The 14,977-nt window shown below is 70.9% G+C and carries 12 protein-coding genes; 2 read left to right on the top strand and 10 right to left on the bottom strand.

What is annotated here, in order from left to right; translation table 11 throughout:
• Positions 1 to 97: 97 nt before the first annotated feature.
• Both JK364_RS09840 and leuA read right to left on the bottom strand, forming a co-directional pair.
• Positions 98 to 808: a TerB family tellurite resistance protein gene (locus JK364_RS09840; RefSeq protein WP_201849668.1), complete on the bottom strand. Its 711-nt coding sequence runs from the start codon at positions 806 to 808 to the stop codon at positions 98 to 100.
• A gap of 236 nt (positions 809 to 1,044) precedes the next feature.
• Positions 1,045 to 2,856, bottom strand: a complete 1,812-nt coding sequence (leuA, locus tag JK364_RS09835) for a 2-isopropylmalate synthase (RefSeq protein ID WP_201849666.1) — start codon at positions 2,854 to 2,856, stop codon at positions 1,045 to 1,047.
• A 335-nt stretch (positions 2,857 to 3,191) separates the two neighbouring features.
• Here leuA and JK364_RS09830 point away from each other — a divergent pair, with 335 nt between their 5' ends.
• Positions 3,192 to 4,328, top strand: coding sequence for a M4 family metallopeptidase (locus tag JK364_RS09830; RefSeq protein ID WP_230991647.1), 1,137 nt, complete (start codon positions 3,192 to 3,194; stop codon positions 4,326 to 4,328).
• 27 nt (positions 4,329 to 4,355) lie between these two features.
• A complete protein-coding gene (locus JK364_RS09825; protein ID WP_201849664.1) occupies positions 4,356 to 4,622 on the top strand; it encodes a protealysin inhibitor emfourin in 267 nt (88 codons plus the stop codon).
• Between the two features lie 121 nt (positions 4,623 to 4,743).
• On the opposite strand, the gene era is transcribed toward JK364_RS09825, so the two are convergent.
• The 8 genes from era to JK364_RS09785 form a co-directional block, all read right to left on the bottom strand.
• The gene (gene era, locus JK364_RS09820; RefSeq protein ID WP_201849662.1) at positions 4,744 to 5,700 is read right to left on the bottom strand and encodes a GTPase Era; all 957 of its coding nucleotides are present in this window, start codon (positions 5,698 to 5,700) and stop codon (positions 4,744 to 4,746) included.
• 83 nt (positions 5,701 to 5,783) lie between these two features.
• Entirely contained in the window at positions 5,784 to 6,134 is a 351-nt protein-coding gene (locus tag JK364_RS09815) for a cytidine deaminase-like protein (protein WP_201849661.1), read from the bottom strand.
• A 132-nt stretch (positions 6,135 to 6,266) separates the two neighbouring features.
• Entirely contained in the window at positions 6,267 to 9,242 is a 2,976-nt protein-coding gene (locus tag JK364_RS09810; RefSeq protein ID WP_201849659.1) for a beta strand repeat-containing protein, read from the bottom strand.
• A 499-nt stretch (positions 9,243 to 9,741) separates the two neighbouring features.
• Positions 9,742 to 11,046, bottom strand: a complete 1,305-nt coding sequence (locus JK364_RS09805; protein WP_201849655.1) for a hemolysin family protein — start codon at positions 11,044 to 11,046, stop codon at positions 9,742 to 9,744.
• On the bottom strand, positions 11,043 to 11,540 hold the full coding sequence (ybeY, locus tag JK364_RS09800; RefSeq protein WP_020871394.1) for an rRNA maturation RNase YbeY: 498 nt from the start codon (positions 11,538 to 11,540) through the stop codon (positions 11,043 to 11,045). The genes JK364_RS09805 and ybeY overlap by 4 nt, the downstream gene beginning before the upstream one ends.
• A 12-nt stretch (positions 11,541 to 11,552) precedes the next feature.
• Entirely contained in the window at positions 11,553 to 12,557 is a 1,005-nt protein-coding gene (locus tag JK364_RS09795) for a PhoH family protein (protein ID WP_201849652.1), read from the bottom strand.
• Between the two features lie 239 nt (positions 12,558 to 12,796).
• Positions 12,797 to 13,909 carry a carbohydrate kinase family protein gene (locus tag JK364_RS09790; RefSeq protein ID WP_201849651.1) on the bottom strand — a complete coding sequence of 371 codons (1,113 nt, stop codon included), beginning with the start codon at positions 13,907 to 13,909 and terminating at the stop codon, positions 12,797 to 12,799.
• Positions 13,910 to 14,054: 145 nt separating this feature from the next.
• A complete protein-coding gene (locus JK364_RS09785; RefSeq protein ID WP_201849650.1) occupies positions 14,055 to 14,975 on the bottom strand; it encodes a ribonuclease Z in 921 nt (306 codons plus the stop codon).
• Between the last annotated feature and the right edge of the window lie 2 nt (positions 14,976 to 14,977).

The following is a 14,977-nucleotide window of genomic DNA, read 5'->3' as shown; positions in this document are numbered from 1 at the left end:
CGTCGCGCCGGCGACGGACATGGCGGCTACTACGCCGGGGGCGAGGAGGGGGCGATTACTCCCTGGGGAGTACGCGGGGCGGACCGGAGCCCTCCGCTCAGAACGCCGCCCGGGTGGCGGCGAGCAGGCGGGCCGTGTCGTCGGGACAGATCATCAACGCCCGGCCGACCGTTTCCAGGACCGCGCGCTCGGCCGGGCGGTACGGGCCGTCGGCCACGGCGATCCGGGCGCCCTGGAGGAGGATGGCCTCCCGGCCGGTGGGGGCCAGATGCGGGGCCAGCGGCTCCAGGGCCTCGTGCAGCTCGATGGCCAGCGCCGTACCGCACGGGTCCAGACCGTCCCGCTCACCGCACGCGCCCGGCAGCCGCCCGGTGTCGGCGGCGAGGGCCTCGATGAGCGCGAGCAGCTGCTCCTCGCTGCAGTCGGCGAACCCGGCGGCGCGCACCGCGCCGACCGCGACCTGCCGGACCGCCGTCGCCTCGGTGCCGCCCGCGGCGAGGACCGCGAGGGCCACGGTGTGCACCGCGTCGCGGAGCATCGCGGAGAAGCGGGTGGTGGTGGGGTGGTCGAGCACCTCCGTGCCGTAGCGGCTGACACAGGCCGCGCATTCCACGATGGGCGCGACCGGTCCGCGCGGCAGTACCGGCAGGCCGAGCACCACGATGCGACGGCGGCCGGTACGGCGGCGGTAGTTGCGGTCACCTCCGCATTCGGGGCAGAAGAACTCACCATCGCCGACGGTCCGCCACAGAGTGCGTACGCCTACCACACACAGGTCCCGGTCACGGCGGGCTCGCCGGTGCACCACGTCACACCTCCATAACGCTTCGGCCACGTTGCCGCGTTGACGTGATGCTAGCCACATCCATGATGTGACGTCAGTACCCCGAACGGAGACAACAGGCCAAACCCGAGGCCCCGCCCACCTCGCGGGGTGAACGGGGCCCATGTGGGTGACCAGGTCAACGGGGTGATGAAGTCATCCGATCAGACCGGTGAAAGTTCACCTACCCACCTGAAGGAATCCGAAGAAATCCGAAAGGATCAACGGCGAGCCCGGTTCACCGCGGAGACGACGGCCTTCAGGGAGGCGCGCACGATGTTGGCGTCGATCCCGACACCCCACAGCACCTGCCCGCCGATCGCGCACTCGATGTACGCGGCGGCCTGGGACGCGGCGCCCTCACTCAGGGTGTGCTCGGAGTAGTCCAGCAGCCGTACGTCCACGTCAATCGCGGCCAGGGCGTCGAAGAAGGCCGCCAGCGGGCCGTTGCCGGTGCCCGTCAGCACCGTCTCGGCGCCGTCCACGACCGCCTCGACGGTGAGCGCGTCGGTGTCCTCGGTGGTGGTCGAGGTCTGCGCGCTGCGCAGCGAGATACGGCCCCACCGGTTGTCGTCGGTCGGCAGGTACTCGTCCTGGAAGGCCGCCCAGATCTGGCCCGGGGTGACCTCGCCGCCCTCGGCATCGGTCTTGGCCTGAATCGTCTTGGAGAACTCGATCTGCATCCTGCGCGGCAGGTCCAGGTTGTGGTCGTTCTTCAGGACATAGGCGATGCCGCCCTTGCCGGACTGGGAGTTCACCCGGATCACGGCCTCGTAGGAGCGGCCGACGTCCTTGGGGTCGATGGGCAGGTACGGGACGGCCCACTCGATCTCGTCCACCGTCCTGCCCTGCTCGGCCGCGCTCGCCTCCAGCGCCTCGAACCCCTTCTTGATGGCGTCCTGGTGGGAGCCGGAGAAGGCGGTGTAGACCAGATCGCCCGCGTAGGGGTGGCGCGGGTGGATCTCCATCTGGTTGCAGTACTCGGCGGTGCGGCGGATCTCGTCGATCTGCGAGAAGTCGATCTGCGGGTCGACGCCCTGGGAGAACAGGTTCATGCCCAGCGTCACCAGGTCCACATTGCCGGTGCGCTCGCCCTGGCCGAACAGGCAGCCCTCGATGCGGTCCGCCCCGGCCATGATCGCCAGCTCGGCGGCGGCGACGGCGGTGCCGCGGTCGTTGTGCGGATGCACCGACAGGCAGATGTGCTCGCGCCGGGACAGATGGCGCGACATCCACTCGAAGCGGTCCGCGTGGGTGGACGGGGTCGAGCGCTCGACGGTGGCCGGCAGATTCAGGATGATCTCGCGGCCCTCCTCGGGCTGCCAGACGTCCATGACGCCCTCGCAGACCTCCAGCGCGAAGTCCAGCTCGGTGTCGGTGAAGATCTCCGGGCTGTACTGGTAGCCGAAGACCGTGTCATCGCCGAGGATCTTGTCGGCGTACTCCACCACCAGCCGGGTGCCGTCCACCGCGATCTGCTTGACCTGCTCCCGGGTGCCGCGGAAGACGACGCGGCGGAAGGTGGGGGCGGTGGCGTTGTACAGGTGCAGGGTGGCCTTGTGCGCCCCGCGCAGCGACTCCACGGTGCGCTCGATCAGCTCCTCGCGCGCCTGGGTGAGGACGGAGATCGTCACGTCCTCCGGGATCGCGCCCTCCTCGATGATCGACCGTACGAAGTCGAAGTCGGTCTGGCCGGAGGAGGGGAAGCCGACCTCGATCTCCTTGTAGCCCATGCGCACCAGCAGGTCGAACATCTCGCGCTTGCGGGCCGGGGACATCGGGTCGATCAGCGCCTGGTTGCCGTCCCGCAGATCGGTGGACAGCCAGCGCGGCGCGACGGTGATGCGGTTGTCCGGCCAGGTGCGGTCCGGGATGTCGACGGCCTCGTACGGGCCGTACTTGTGGATCGGCATCCCCGAGGGGCGCTGGGTGACACTCGCGGCGGTGATGGGGGTGGGACGGCCGACGGCGGCACCGGAGACCGCGGGAGTCTCGGAGGTCTCGGAATGGCCGGGCGTGTCGGAGTGAGTCATGGTGCGCGGGGCTCCTTGGATAGTCCGCTGTCCGCTGGACGAATCCGCTGTCGCGGAGGTCCTGGGGCGGCCGACGGGGCGAGATCAGAGCAACGCCGAACTCCGCGGGGAGGGGGTCGGCCGTTCGACTACAGGCCCTCGCCGCGGCAGCTAAGAAGAAGCAGCCCGAAACGCATGATGGGGAGCAGCCTAACCGAGACGCGCGGGCGGGGCGGACCCGTATCACTATGCGGACCGAAGCATGTGCTTCGGAGGAATACACATCTTCCACTCGATTTCAGCAATCATGACCGCAAGGCGTGACACAGGCATCACGCGATGCGACATTGCCAGCCATGGACGCCAATGCCAATGCCCACCTTGCCCGCCTCGCCCGCCTCGCCCGCCTCGCCCGCGGTCACCGCCACACCGCCTTCTGCACGATCGTGCCGCCGCACGTCCTGGACAAGCTGTCCCACGCCGAGGACGCGTCGCTGGCCGATCCCGCCCGCCGCACCCTCGAGCACGACGCCCTGCAGCGCACCCGCCGCCGGATCACCACCGTGCGCGGCGTCATCCCGGCCGCGCGGGCGGCCGCGCCCTCCGACACGCCAGAGCGCACCATCTACGACGCCCAGCACCGGACCTCGCTGCCGGGCCGGAAGACCCGCGGCGAGGGCGACCAGGCGAGCGGGGACGACTCGGTGAACCGCGCGTACGACGGGCTCGGCGCGACCTTCGAGCTCTTCCTCAAGGCGTACGGCCGGCGCTCGATCGACGACTCGGGGCTGCCGCTGAACGCGAGCGTCCACTACAGCGAGAACTACAACAACGCCTTCTGGGACGGCGAGCAGATGGTCTTCGGCGACGGGGACGGCGAGGTCTTCCAGGACTTCACCATCCCGGTCGACGTGATGGCCCACGAGCTCACCCACGGCGTCACGCAGTACACCGCCAACCTCGAGTACTTCGGCCAGTCCGGGGCGCTCAACGAGTCGATGTCCGACGTCTTCGGCTCCCTGGTCAAGCAGCATGTGCTCGGCCACGGCGCCGAGGAGGCCGACTGGCTGATCGGCGCGGGGCTGCTGACGGACCGGGTCACCGGGGTGGCCCTGCGCTCGCTGAAGGCCCCGGGCACGGCGTACGACGACGATGCGCTGGGCAAGGACCCGCAGCCGGGCACGATGGACGACTACGTCCACACCTCACGTGACAACGGCGGCGTCCACATCAACTCCGGCATCCCCAACCACGCCTTCTACCTGGCCGCCACCGCCCTGGGGGGCAACGCCTGGGAGCGCGCCGGGCAGATCTGGTACGACGTGCTGACCGGCGGCGATCTGGCCTCCGACGCGGAGTTCGCCGACTTCGCCCAGCTCACGGTGGCCGCGGCACACGCCCGCTACGGCGAGGGCGAGGAGCAGGCGGCGGTGCGGGAGGCATGGGCCGGGGTGGGCATCACCGATCTGCGGGCTCACGTGGGCGCGCGCTAGGGCACGCCATCGGGTAGTGATGGAGCCATGCGCATCTCCGTCACCCGCACCGGCGGATTCGCCGGAATCGAGCGCCGGGCCGAGCTGGACACCACCGGCCGGCCCGACGCCACCCATCTGGACGCCCTGGCCCACCAGGCCGTCGAGACCGGCCACACCACGGCCCCCCGCGGCGTCCCCGACGGCTTCCAGTACGAGATCACCGTCGACGGCCGCACCATCCACGCCGCGGATCCCCAGCTGAGCGACGCCCAGCGGGAACTGATCCGCGCGGTACTGAAGGAAGGCGCGTAAGGGCCGCGCGGCCAGGGCAACACGGCTGGGGCGCACGCGGCCGGGGCAACGCGGACGGGGCGCACGCGGCCTCGGCGCACACGGCCTCGGCGGATGCGCCGAGGCCGCCCACGCGCCGCGCTCAGAACCCCAGCTTCCGCAACTGCTTCGGGTCGCGCTGCCAGTCCTTGGCCACCTTCACATGCAGATCGAGGAAGACCGGCGTACCCAGCAGCGCCTCGATGTGCTTGCGGGACTTGGTGCCCACGTCCTTCAGGCGGCGGCCCTTGGGGCCGATGATGATGCCCTTCTGGCTGGGCCGCTCGATGTAGAGGTTGGCGTGGATGTCCAGGAGCGGCCGGTCCGCGGGGCGGCCCTCGCGGGGCAGCATCTCCTCCACCACCACCGCGATGGAGTGCGGCAGTTCGTCCCGTACGCCCTCCAGCGCGGCCTCCCGGATCAGCTCCGCCACCATGACCTGCTCGGGCTCATCCGTAAGGTCGCCCTCGGCGTAGAGGGTCGGGCCCTCGGGCAGCAGCGGGACCAGCAGATCCGCCAGCAGATCCACCTGCTGGTCACCGACCGCCGACACCGGGACGATCTCGGCCCACTCGAGGCCCAGCTCCTTGCCGAGCCGGTCGATGGCGATCAGTTGCTGGGCCAGCTGCTCGGGCTCGACCAGATCGGTCTTGGTGACGATCGCGACCTTGGGGGTCTTCTTGATCCCCGCGAGCTCGGTGGCGATATAGCGGTCGCCGGGGCCCAGCTTCTGGTCGGCGGGCAGGCAGAAGCCGATGACGTCGACCTCGGCCCAGGTCGTGCGCACCACATCGTTGAGCCGCTCGCCGAGCAGGGTGCGCGGCTTGTGCAGACCGGGGGTGTCGACGAGCACCAGCTGGGCGTCGGGGCGGTGCACGATGCCGCGGACGGTGTGGCGGGTAGTCTGCGGGCGGTTCGAGGTGATCGCGACCTTCGTCCCCACCAGCGCGTTGGTCAGGGTCGACTTGCCCGCGTTGGGGCGGCCGACGAAGCAGGCGAAGCCCGAGCGGTGCGGGGTCTCCCGCTGCTCGGTCGGGGACGGGGAGGTACCGGCAGTCATGGCCCCCATTCTCCCCGATGCCCCGACCCGCTCGGACCAGCCGTCCCGGCCTCGTACGACCCGCCGGGGGCGGGCGGGGCGGTTCAGGCGTCCAGCGTGGCCCGCAGGGTGCCGTCGGGGCCCGCCAGCAGCACCGGGGTCCCGGCCCCGCCGAGGTCCCGGACGGCCGCGCGGTCGTCCTCCGAGGCGCTCTCCGCGTCGGTCACCACGGCCGCGGCCTCCAGGGACGTGGCACCGCTCGCCACGGCCATGGCGACGGCGGTCTGGAGGGCGCTCAGCTTCAGCGAGTCGAGGGCCACGGTCCCGGCCACATACGTACGCCCCGTCTCGTCGCGGACGGCGGCGCCCTCCGGCACGGAGTTGCGGGCCCGCACGGAGCGGGCCAGCGTGATGATCTTGCGGTCTTCGGGGTCCAACTGCGCTGCTTCGCTCATGCGGATGAGCATATGTGGGGCGTTGACCGGCGGTGACTCCGGTGGGCACACGGCGGCCCGCGCCGGGCCGCGGTGCGGCGGCCCGGCGCGGGCGATACGCGGTTGTGCGGGTGAGCGAGTTCGCTCAGCTCCTTACGGGAGGATCGGCGACGGCTGGAAGGTCAGCGAGGCCGAGCCCGACGACGGGCTCAGGCCCGGAGCGCCCGCGAAGGAGGCGGTGTACGTCGAGGCGGTGAGCACCGTCGGCGGGACGGTGACATTGCTGAGCGTCGCCGTGCCGCTTGCGTTGGTGACCGCGCTGCCCAGCACGATCGGGCCCAGGGCGGAGTTCGCGACGAAGGTGAGGGTCTGGCCGGGGATCGGGTTGTTCGACGCGTCCCTCAGCGTCGCGCTCAGGGTCAGGATGATCAGCGTGCCGTTCATCCGCAGCCGGATGGTGGCCGGGGTGGCGGTCACGGTGGTCCCGGTCGGCGCCGCGACCACGTTCTGGGTGATGGTCGGTGAGGTGGAACCGGCGAAGCAGGTGTCGCCGCCGTAGGTGGCGGTGACCGTGTGCGCGCCGGTGGTGAGGGTGTTGGTGCTGACGGTGGCCTGTCCCGCGCCGTTGAGCGTGCCGATGAGGGTGGGCCCGCCGCTGATCACGAAGGTGACGTTCCCGGTCGGGGTGCCCGTCGCCGGCGGCACCGCGGTCACGGTGGCGGTGAAGGTCACGTTCTGGCCGGGGGTGGACGGGTTCGGCGAGGAGGTGAGCGTGGTCGTGGTGTTCGCCTGGCCGACGGTGACGGACCCGGACGCCGAAGACCCCGCCACACCCGTATTGCCCGCGTACGTAGCCGTCACCGAATGCGTGCCCACCGGAATAGCACTGGTCGTCACGCATGCCTGACCACTGCCGTTCAGCGTCCCGGTCAAAGTCGGACCACCCGCGATCGTGAACGTCACCGTCCCGGTCGGGGTACAGGTCCCCGGCGGCGTCGTGGTCACCTGCGCGCACAAGGTCACCGACTGGCCGCACACCGGGGAGACGGGCGTGATGGTCAGCGCGGTCGTGGACGCCGCCTGGCCAACAGTGACGGAGCCCGACGCCGAAGACCCCGCCACACCCGTATTGCCCCCGTACGTAGCCGTCACCGCATGCGTGCCCACCGGAATAGCACTCGTCGACACACACGCCTGACCACTGCCATTCAACGTCCCGGTCAAAGTCGGACCACCCGCGATCGTGAACGTCACCGTCCCAGTCGGCGTACAGGTCCCCGGCGGCGTCGTGGTCACCTGCGCGCACAAGGTCACCGACTGGCCGCACACCGGGGAGACGGGCGTGATGGTCAGCGCGGTCGTGGACGCCGCCTGGCCAACAGTGACGGAGCCCGACGCCGAAGACCCCGCCACACCCGTATTGCCCCCGTACGTAGCCGTCACCGCATGCGTGCCCACCGGAATGACACCCGTCGACACACACGCCTGACCACTGCCATTCAACGTCCCGGTCAAAGTCGGACCACCCGCGATCGCGAACGTCACCGTTCCGGTCGGGGTGCACGTGCCGGGCGGCGTCGTGGTCACCTGCGCGCACAGGGTCACCGACTGGCCGCACGACGATGAGGGGGGTGTGATGGTCAGCGAGGTCGTCGAGGACGCCTGATTCACCGTCAGGGGGAGGGTCGTCGTCGAGCCCAGGACGTCCCCGTCGCCCGGGTAGGTGATGGTCACACTGTGGGTACCGACCGGAATGGCGCTGGTCGTCACGCACGCCTGGCCGGTCGCGTCCAGCGTGCCCGTCAGGGTCGGGCCACCGGAGACGGCGAACGTCACGTTCCCGGTGGGGATACATGTGCTGGGCGGCGCGACGCTCACGTCCGCGCAGATGGTCACCGGCTCACCGCAGACGGACGGGCTGGGCGAGATGCTCGCCGAGATACCCGAGACGCCCTGGCCCACGGTGAACGACGCTGTGCCGGTGGAGCTCGCGATGTCCGTGCTGCCCCCGTAGCCGGCCGTCACGGTGTACGACCCCGCGGTCAGGTTGGTGGTCACGCACGCCTGACCGGTCTCGTCCAGCATGGCCGTCAGGCTCGTACCGTTGATCACGAAGGTCACCGTGCCCGTGGGCGTACAGGTGCTCGGCGGCTGCACCGTCACCTGGGCGCAGATGGTGATCGACTCACCGCAGACCGGTGCGGCCGGGGACACCGAGACCGTCGTCGTCGACGCTCCCTGACCGACCGTGACCGAGCCGGTGCCGGTCGAGCCCGCGACATTCCCATTGCCGTTGTAGGTGGCCGTCACGGTGTGTGTCCCCACCGGGATGTTGCTGTTCGTCACGCACACCTGGCCACTCGCGTCGATCGCGCCGACGACGAACGGAACACCGTCGACGGCGAACGTCACCGTGCCCGTCGGGGTGCAGGTGCCGGGCGCGACGACCGAGACCTGGGCGCACAGGGTCACCGTCTCACCGCAGACCGGCGAGGCGGGGGAGCTGGTGAGGGTCGTGGTCGAGGCGGCCGGGTTGATGGTGAGCGGTGTCAAGGGCGAGTTGGACGGGGCGAAGTTGGCGTCTCCGTTGTAGAACGCGGCGACCTGGTGCGTGCCCACGCTCAGGGCGGGGACGGTGACGGACGCGTTCCCGGCCGCGTCGAGGGTCCCGGTCACCGTGGGCCCGTCCGCGCTGATGATGAAGGTGACCGTACCGGTGGGGGTGCCGCTGCCGGGGGGCACCGCCGCCACACTGGCGGTCAGGGTCACGGTCTCGCCGCAGACGGGCGCGGGCGGCACGAAGGTGACGGTGGTGGTGGTCGCCGCCTGGTTGACCTGCTGGATGGTCGTGCCGGATGAATTGTCCACAGGATCACTGGAGTTGGCGAAGTTCGCCGTGACCAGATGGGAACCGACGGCGAGCGTGGAGTCGGTCACGCTGGCCGTTCCGGAGTCGACCCCGGTTTGGGTGAGCGTCACGGGGCCGATGGTCGGGCCACCGGCGATGACGAAGGTCACGTCGCCCCACGGAGGTGTCCCGGTGGTGATACCGGTGACGGTGGCGGTGTAGGTGACGGACTGACCGAAGACGGACGGATTCGGTGTGGAGGTCACCGTGGTGGTGGACATGGCAGGGCCGCCCTTTCCTGAGCTCAGGGGGATGAGCCGCCCGGCTCCGCGCGGCGCAGGCCGCGCGGAGCCTTGGCCTCTGTGCGGGGGTGCCCATACGGCCGACCTGTCTACGTCAAAGCAGAGAGGCCGGCTGTCCCCCGACAGAGGTATGGGCGACCCACCAGTCGGTATCTGCAAGTAAGCGGGCGCCTACGCCAGATGGGCCAGGGAGCGGACGGCTATTCCACCCAGATGGCGCAGCGCGGCCCGCGCGTTGGCGATGCGCGGGCGCGACGGCCCGCCGTCGTGCGGGCGGGTGCCGCGCCCCGGCGCGTACGGCGGGAGCGCGGGAAGGGGCCGGTCCGGAGAGGCCGCACCGCAGGTGCGCGGCCTAAGCAGGTCGGGGGAAGTCCGCTATGGTTCGGGAGCGCCCCGAAGGGGCGCGGGGAACTGCGCGACCAGCCACGACGGCGCCGCAGACGGCCGACGACGTATCGCGGCACTTCCAGCGGAGCGCTTACTCGGCCGCGGCGGTTTCGCGGACCGGCTCGACCAGCACCGTGACGATGCGGTTGCGGCGGCCCGCCGGGGACTCGGCGGTCAGCCGCAGCGCCTTGAGCGCGGGGTCCATACCGCCCTCGGGGACGTCCACCTCGGCCTTGGCGCCCGCGATCGGCACCCGGCCCAGCGCCTTGGCGAGCAGCCCGCCCACCGTCTCGACGTCCTCGTCCTCCAGATCCGTGCCGTACAGCTCGCCGAGGTCGCCCAGGGCGAGCCGGGCGGTCACCCGGTGGGTGCCGTCGCCGAGGTCCTCGATGGGCGGCAGCTCGCGGTCGTACTCGTCGGTGATCTCGCCGACGATCTCCTCGAGGATGTCCTCGATGGTGACGATCCCCGCCGTGCCGCCGTACTCGTCGATCACCACCGCCACGTGGTTGCGATCCTGCTGCATCTCGCGCAGCAGATCGCCCGCGTTCTTGGTGTCCGGGACGAAGGCGGCGGGCCGCATCGCGGTGGAGACCAGCTCGGTCTCGGCCTCGCGGTTGATGTGCGTCTTGCGGACCAGGTCCTTGAGGTAGACGATCCCGACGATGTCGTCCTCGTTCTCCCCGGTGACCGGGATCCGGGAGAAGCCGGAGCGCAGCGCGAGGGTGAGGGCCTGCCGGATGGTCTTGAAGCGCTCGATGACCACGAGGTCGGTGCGCGGCACCATCACCTCGCGCACCAGGGTGTCACCGAGCTCGAAGACGGAGTGGACCATGCGCCGCTCCTCATCCTCGATCAGCGACTCCTGCTCGGCGAGGTCCACCAGGGCGCGCAGCTCGGCCTCGGAGGCGAACGGGCCCTTACGGAAGCCCTTGCCGGGCGTGAGCGCGTTACCGAGGAGGATCAGCAGCGGCGGGATGGGGCCCATGACCCGGGCCAGCGGGATCAGCACATAGGCGGCGACGGTCGCGGTGTTGAGCGGATGCTGGGCGCCGATGGTGCGCGGGGAGACGCCGACCGCCACGTACGACACCAGGACCATCACGCCGATCGCGACGGTCAGCGCCTTCCAGGTCTCGGGGAACTCGCGCAGGCTCGCGAACGTGACGACCGCGCCCGCCGCGACCTCACAGGCGACCCGGACCAGCAGGGCCACATTGAGATAGCGGGTGGGGTCCTCGGCGACGAGCATCAGCTTGGCGCTGCCCCGGCGCCCGGAGCGCACGGCCTCCTCGGCCCGGAACCGGGTGGTGCGGGCCAGACCGGCCTCCGCGCAGGCCGCCAGCCAGGCCACCACGACCAGCAGGACGGCCGCGGTGACGAGCTGCGCGCTCATCGGACGGTGGGGGCCGGGGAGGGGCCGGTGACGCCCTGCTCCGCGCGCCAGCCGTCGACGATGGCGGCCTGGAGGCCGAACATCTCGGCGCGCTCGTCCGCCTCCTCGTGGTCATAGCCGAGGAGGTGGAGGACGCCGTGGACGGTGAGCAGCTGGAGCTCCTCGTCCATGGAGTGCCCGGTCGGCGCCTCCTCCCCCTGCTTCTTGGCCACTTCGGGGCAGAGCACGATGTCCCCGAGGAGGCCCTGCGGGGGCTCCTCGTCGTCCTTGGCCGGCGGGCGCAGCTCGTCCATCGGGAAGGACATGACATCGGTCGGACCGGGCAGATCCATCCATTGGATGTGCAGCTGCTCCATGGCGTCGGCGTCGACGACGATCACCGAGAGCTCGGAGAGCGGGTGGATACGCATCCGGGCGAGCGCGTAGCGGGCGATGTCCAGGACCGCCCGCTCGTCGATATCGGTACCGGATTCGTTGTTGACGTCGATCGCCATGGGGGTTCGCGGTTACTTTCCGTTGCGGCTGTCGTACTGGTCGTATGCGTCGACGATCCGGCCGACCAGCTTGTGACGGACCACGTCGGTGCTGGTGAGCATGGAGAAGTGAACATCCTCGACGCCGTCCAGGATCTCCCGCACCTGGCGCAGACCGCTCTTGGTCCCGCCGGGGAGGTCGATCTGGGTGATGTCGCCCGTGATCACTATCTTGGAGTCGAAGCCGAGCCGGGTGAGGAACATCTTCATCTGCTCGGGGTTCGTGTTCTGGGCCTCGTCGAGGATGATGAACGCGTCATTGAGCGTACGGCCACGCATGTACGCCAGCGGCGCGACCTCGATCGTGCCCGCGGCCATCAGACGCGGGATCGAGTCGGGGTCGAGCATGTCGTGCAGCGCGTCGTAGAGCGGCCGCAGATACGGGTCGATCTTCTCGTAGAGGGTGCCGGGCAGGAAGCCGAGCCGCTCCCCCGCCTCGACCGCCGGCCGGGTGAGGATGATCCGGTTGACCTGCTTGGACTGCAGTGCCTGGACCGCCTTGGCCATGGCGAGATAGGTCTTGCCGGTGCCCGCGGGGCCGATGCCGAAGACGATCGTGTGCTTGTCGATGGCGTCGACATAGCGCTTCTGGTTGAGCGTCTTGGGACGGATGGTCCGGCCGCGGTTGGAGAGGATGTTCTGGGTGAGCACCTCGGCGGGCGTCTCCTGCACCCCGTTCTCGCCGTTCTCAGCCGCGCGCAGCATGGAGATCGAGCGCTCCACCGCATCCTCCGTCATCGGTTGACCGGTGCGGAGCACCAGCATCATCTCATCGAACAGACGCTGGACCAGGGCTACTTCCTTCGGGTCCCCGGTGGCGCTGACTTCGTTGCCCCGTACATGAATATCGGTTGCCGGGAACGCGTTCTCGATCACACGCAGCAGCGCGTCACCGGATCCCAGGACCATGACCATGGGGTGCTTGTTCGGGACCGTGAACTGCGCATGCGCCTGCGGTGCTGTGGTTGGTTGCGTCATGGGCCGGCTCTCTGGCCTGCTCCTACCTCCTGATACAAGGGTTCTCGCCGCTCGACAACCTTGGGTTCCAAGGGTACGACGGAGCACCGACAACACCCGAGCCCTTTTACTCCTATCCGCTCATCGACCCGCTCACCCGGGGCCTCCGCGCCCCCTGATGATCCAGGCAACGGGGCTCGAGCGCCAGGCCCGGCGCGCGGCCCACGCCACCCTCGGCCCGCCCCTCCCCGCGCTACGCGCTACGCCTGGCGGAAACCGATCGTCGGGACGGCCCGGCGCAGCGGCCACGGGCGGGCGGCGGCCGGGAGCAGCCGGTCCAGGAAGGCGTAGCGGCGCAGCGCGCGGGCGGGCTGGTCGTCGTAGGCGCGGGCGTGCTGCCACCAGGCGGCGATCTCGACCCAGCCGGGCGCCGACAGCGAGCCGCCGAACTCCTGCACCGACAGCGCGGCGGTCAGCCCCGCGAAGGCCAGCCGGTCGGCGAGCGGCCACCCGGCGAGCGTGCCGGTGACGAAACCGGCGACGAACACGTCCCCGGCTCCGGTCGGGTCCAGGGCCTCCACGGAGATCGCGGGCACCTCGGCGGTCTCGCCGGTGCGGCCGTCGACCGCGTACGCCCCCTCGGAGCCGAGCGTGACGACGGCCAGCGGGACCAGGTCGGACAGGGCACGGGCGGCGGCGCGCGGGCAGTCGGTGCGGGTGTAGCGCATCGCCTCCTCGGCGTTGGGCAGGAACGCCTCGCAGTGCTCCAGGTCGGTGAGGTCGGCCGGGTCCCAGCGGCCGGTGTCGTCCCAGCCGACGTCCGCGAAGACCCTGCTGCCGCGGCGGGCGGCCTCGGCGACCCACTCCTGGCCGCGGCCGGGCACCAGGGAGGCCACGGCGGCGCGGGCCGGGGGCGGGCAGCTGGGCGCGGGCTCCTCGGGCGGCGGGGCCTCATGGCCGTGCGAGACCATGGTCCGCTCGCCCTCGTAGGCCATGGAGACGGTCACCGGGGAGTGCCAGCCGGGGATCGTGCGGGAGAGCGAGAGATCGATGCCCTCGCCGTGGTCCAGGGCGTCCCGGCAGTAGTCCCCGTAGTGGTCGTCGCCGAAGGCGGCGGCGAGCGAGGTGCGCAGGCCGAGCCGGGCCAGGGCGGTGGCCATATTGGCGACGCCGCCGGGGCTCGATCCCATGCCGCGGGCCCAGGACTCGGTGCCGCGGACGGGGGCGCTGTCGAGACCGGTGAAGATGATGTCCAGGAAGACCGTGCCGGTGAGATAGACGTCGCAGTCCGCGTCGCCGGGGCGGCGCACGTCCGCGAGCGGGTCGAGCAGGTGGTAGCCCGCCGTGAGCTTGTCGCCGTCGTGTGTCGTCACCGCGCTCTCCCAGGTCTTGCCGGTCCGCCTCCGCCGTCGGACGTGGCTGCGGCCAGTGTGCACGATGGCACCGACAGCGGGCCGGGGTCCGGCCCACCGTCACCCTTGGCGGTCATCGGTCCCGGCGGCCCCCGCCGGGGCGCCCTCAGCGCCGTTTGGGCAGCGCCACCGTCATCAGGTCCTGGGCGACCGTGAGCTCTCCGTCGAACCCCGCGTCCCGCGCCTGGCGCTCGAATTCGGAGGGGTCGCCGTAGCGCTGCGAGAAGTGCGTCAGCACCAGGTGCCGCACCCCCGCCCCGGCGGCGAGCCGGGCGGCCTGCCCGGCGGTCAGATGCCCGTACTCGACGGCCAGGGCCTCCTCCTCGTCCAGGAAGGTCGACTCGATGACCAGCAGATCGCACCCCTGCGCCAGGGCGTCGGCGCCGTCGCACAGCCGGGTGTCCATGATGAACGCGAAGCGCTGCCCCCGGCGCACCTCGCTGACCTCCTCGAGCGTCACCGTGCGCCCCGCGATCTCCAGCACCCGGTCCCGCTGGAGCCGGCCGATCTCCGGGCCGCGGACGCCGAGCGCGGCGAGCCGCTCGGGCAGCATCCTGCGGCCGTCCGGTTCGATCAGGCGATAGCCGTAGGACTCGACGGGGTGCGAGAGCCGGGCCGCCTCCAGCGTGTACGCGGGGGTGCGGGCCAGCACCGTGCCGTCACCGGCGACCGGCTCCTCGGTCAGCGCCACCGTCTCGCGGTAGGCGGTCGCGTAGCGCAGCCGCTCGAAGAACCGCTGTCCGCTCGCCGGGTAGTGGGCGGTCACCTGGTGCGGCACCCGGTCGAGGTTGATCCGCTGGATCACCCCGGCCAGGCCCAGGGAGTGGTCGCCGTGGAAGTGGGTGACACAGATCCGGTCGATGTCATGGGCGGCGACCCCGGCCCGCACCATCTGGCGCTGGGTGCCCTCGCCGGGGTCGAACAACAGGCCCTCGCCGTCCCAGCGCAGCAGATAGCCGTTGTGGTTGCGGTGCCGGGTCGGCACCTGGCTGGCGGTGCCGAGGACGATCAGTTCCCGCGCGGACAAGG

Source organism: Streptomyces endocoffeicus (genome assembly GCF_016741935.1).
In the GTDB taxonomy this organism is placed as follows: Bacteria; Actinomycetota; Actinomycetes; order Streptomycetales; family Streptomycetaceae; genus Streptomyces; species Streptomyces endocoffeicus.
This window is presented reverse-complemented; position numbering and strand designations above follow the sequence as displayed.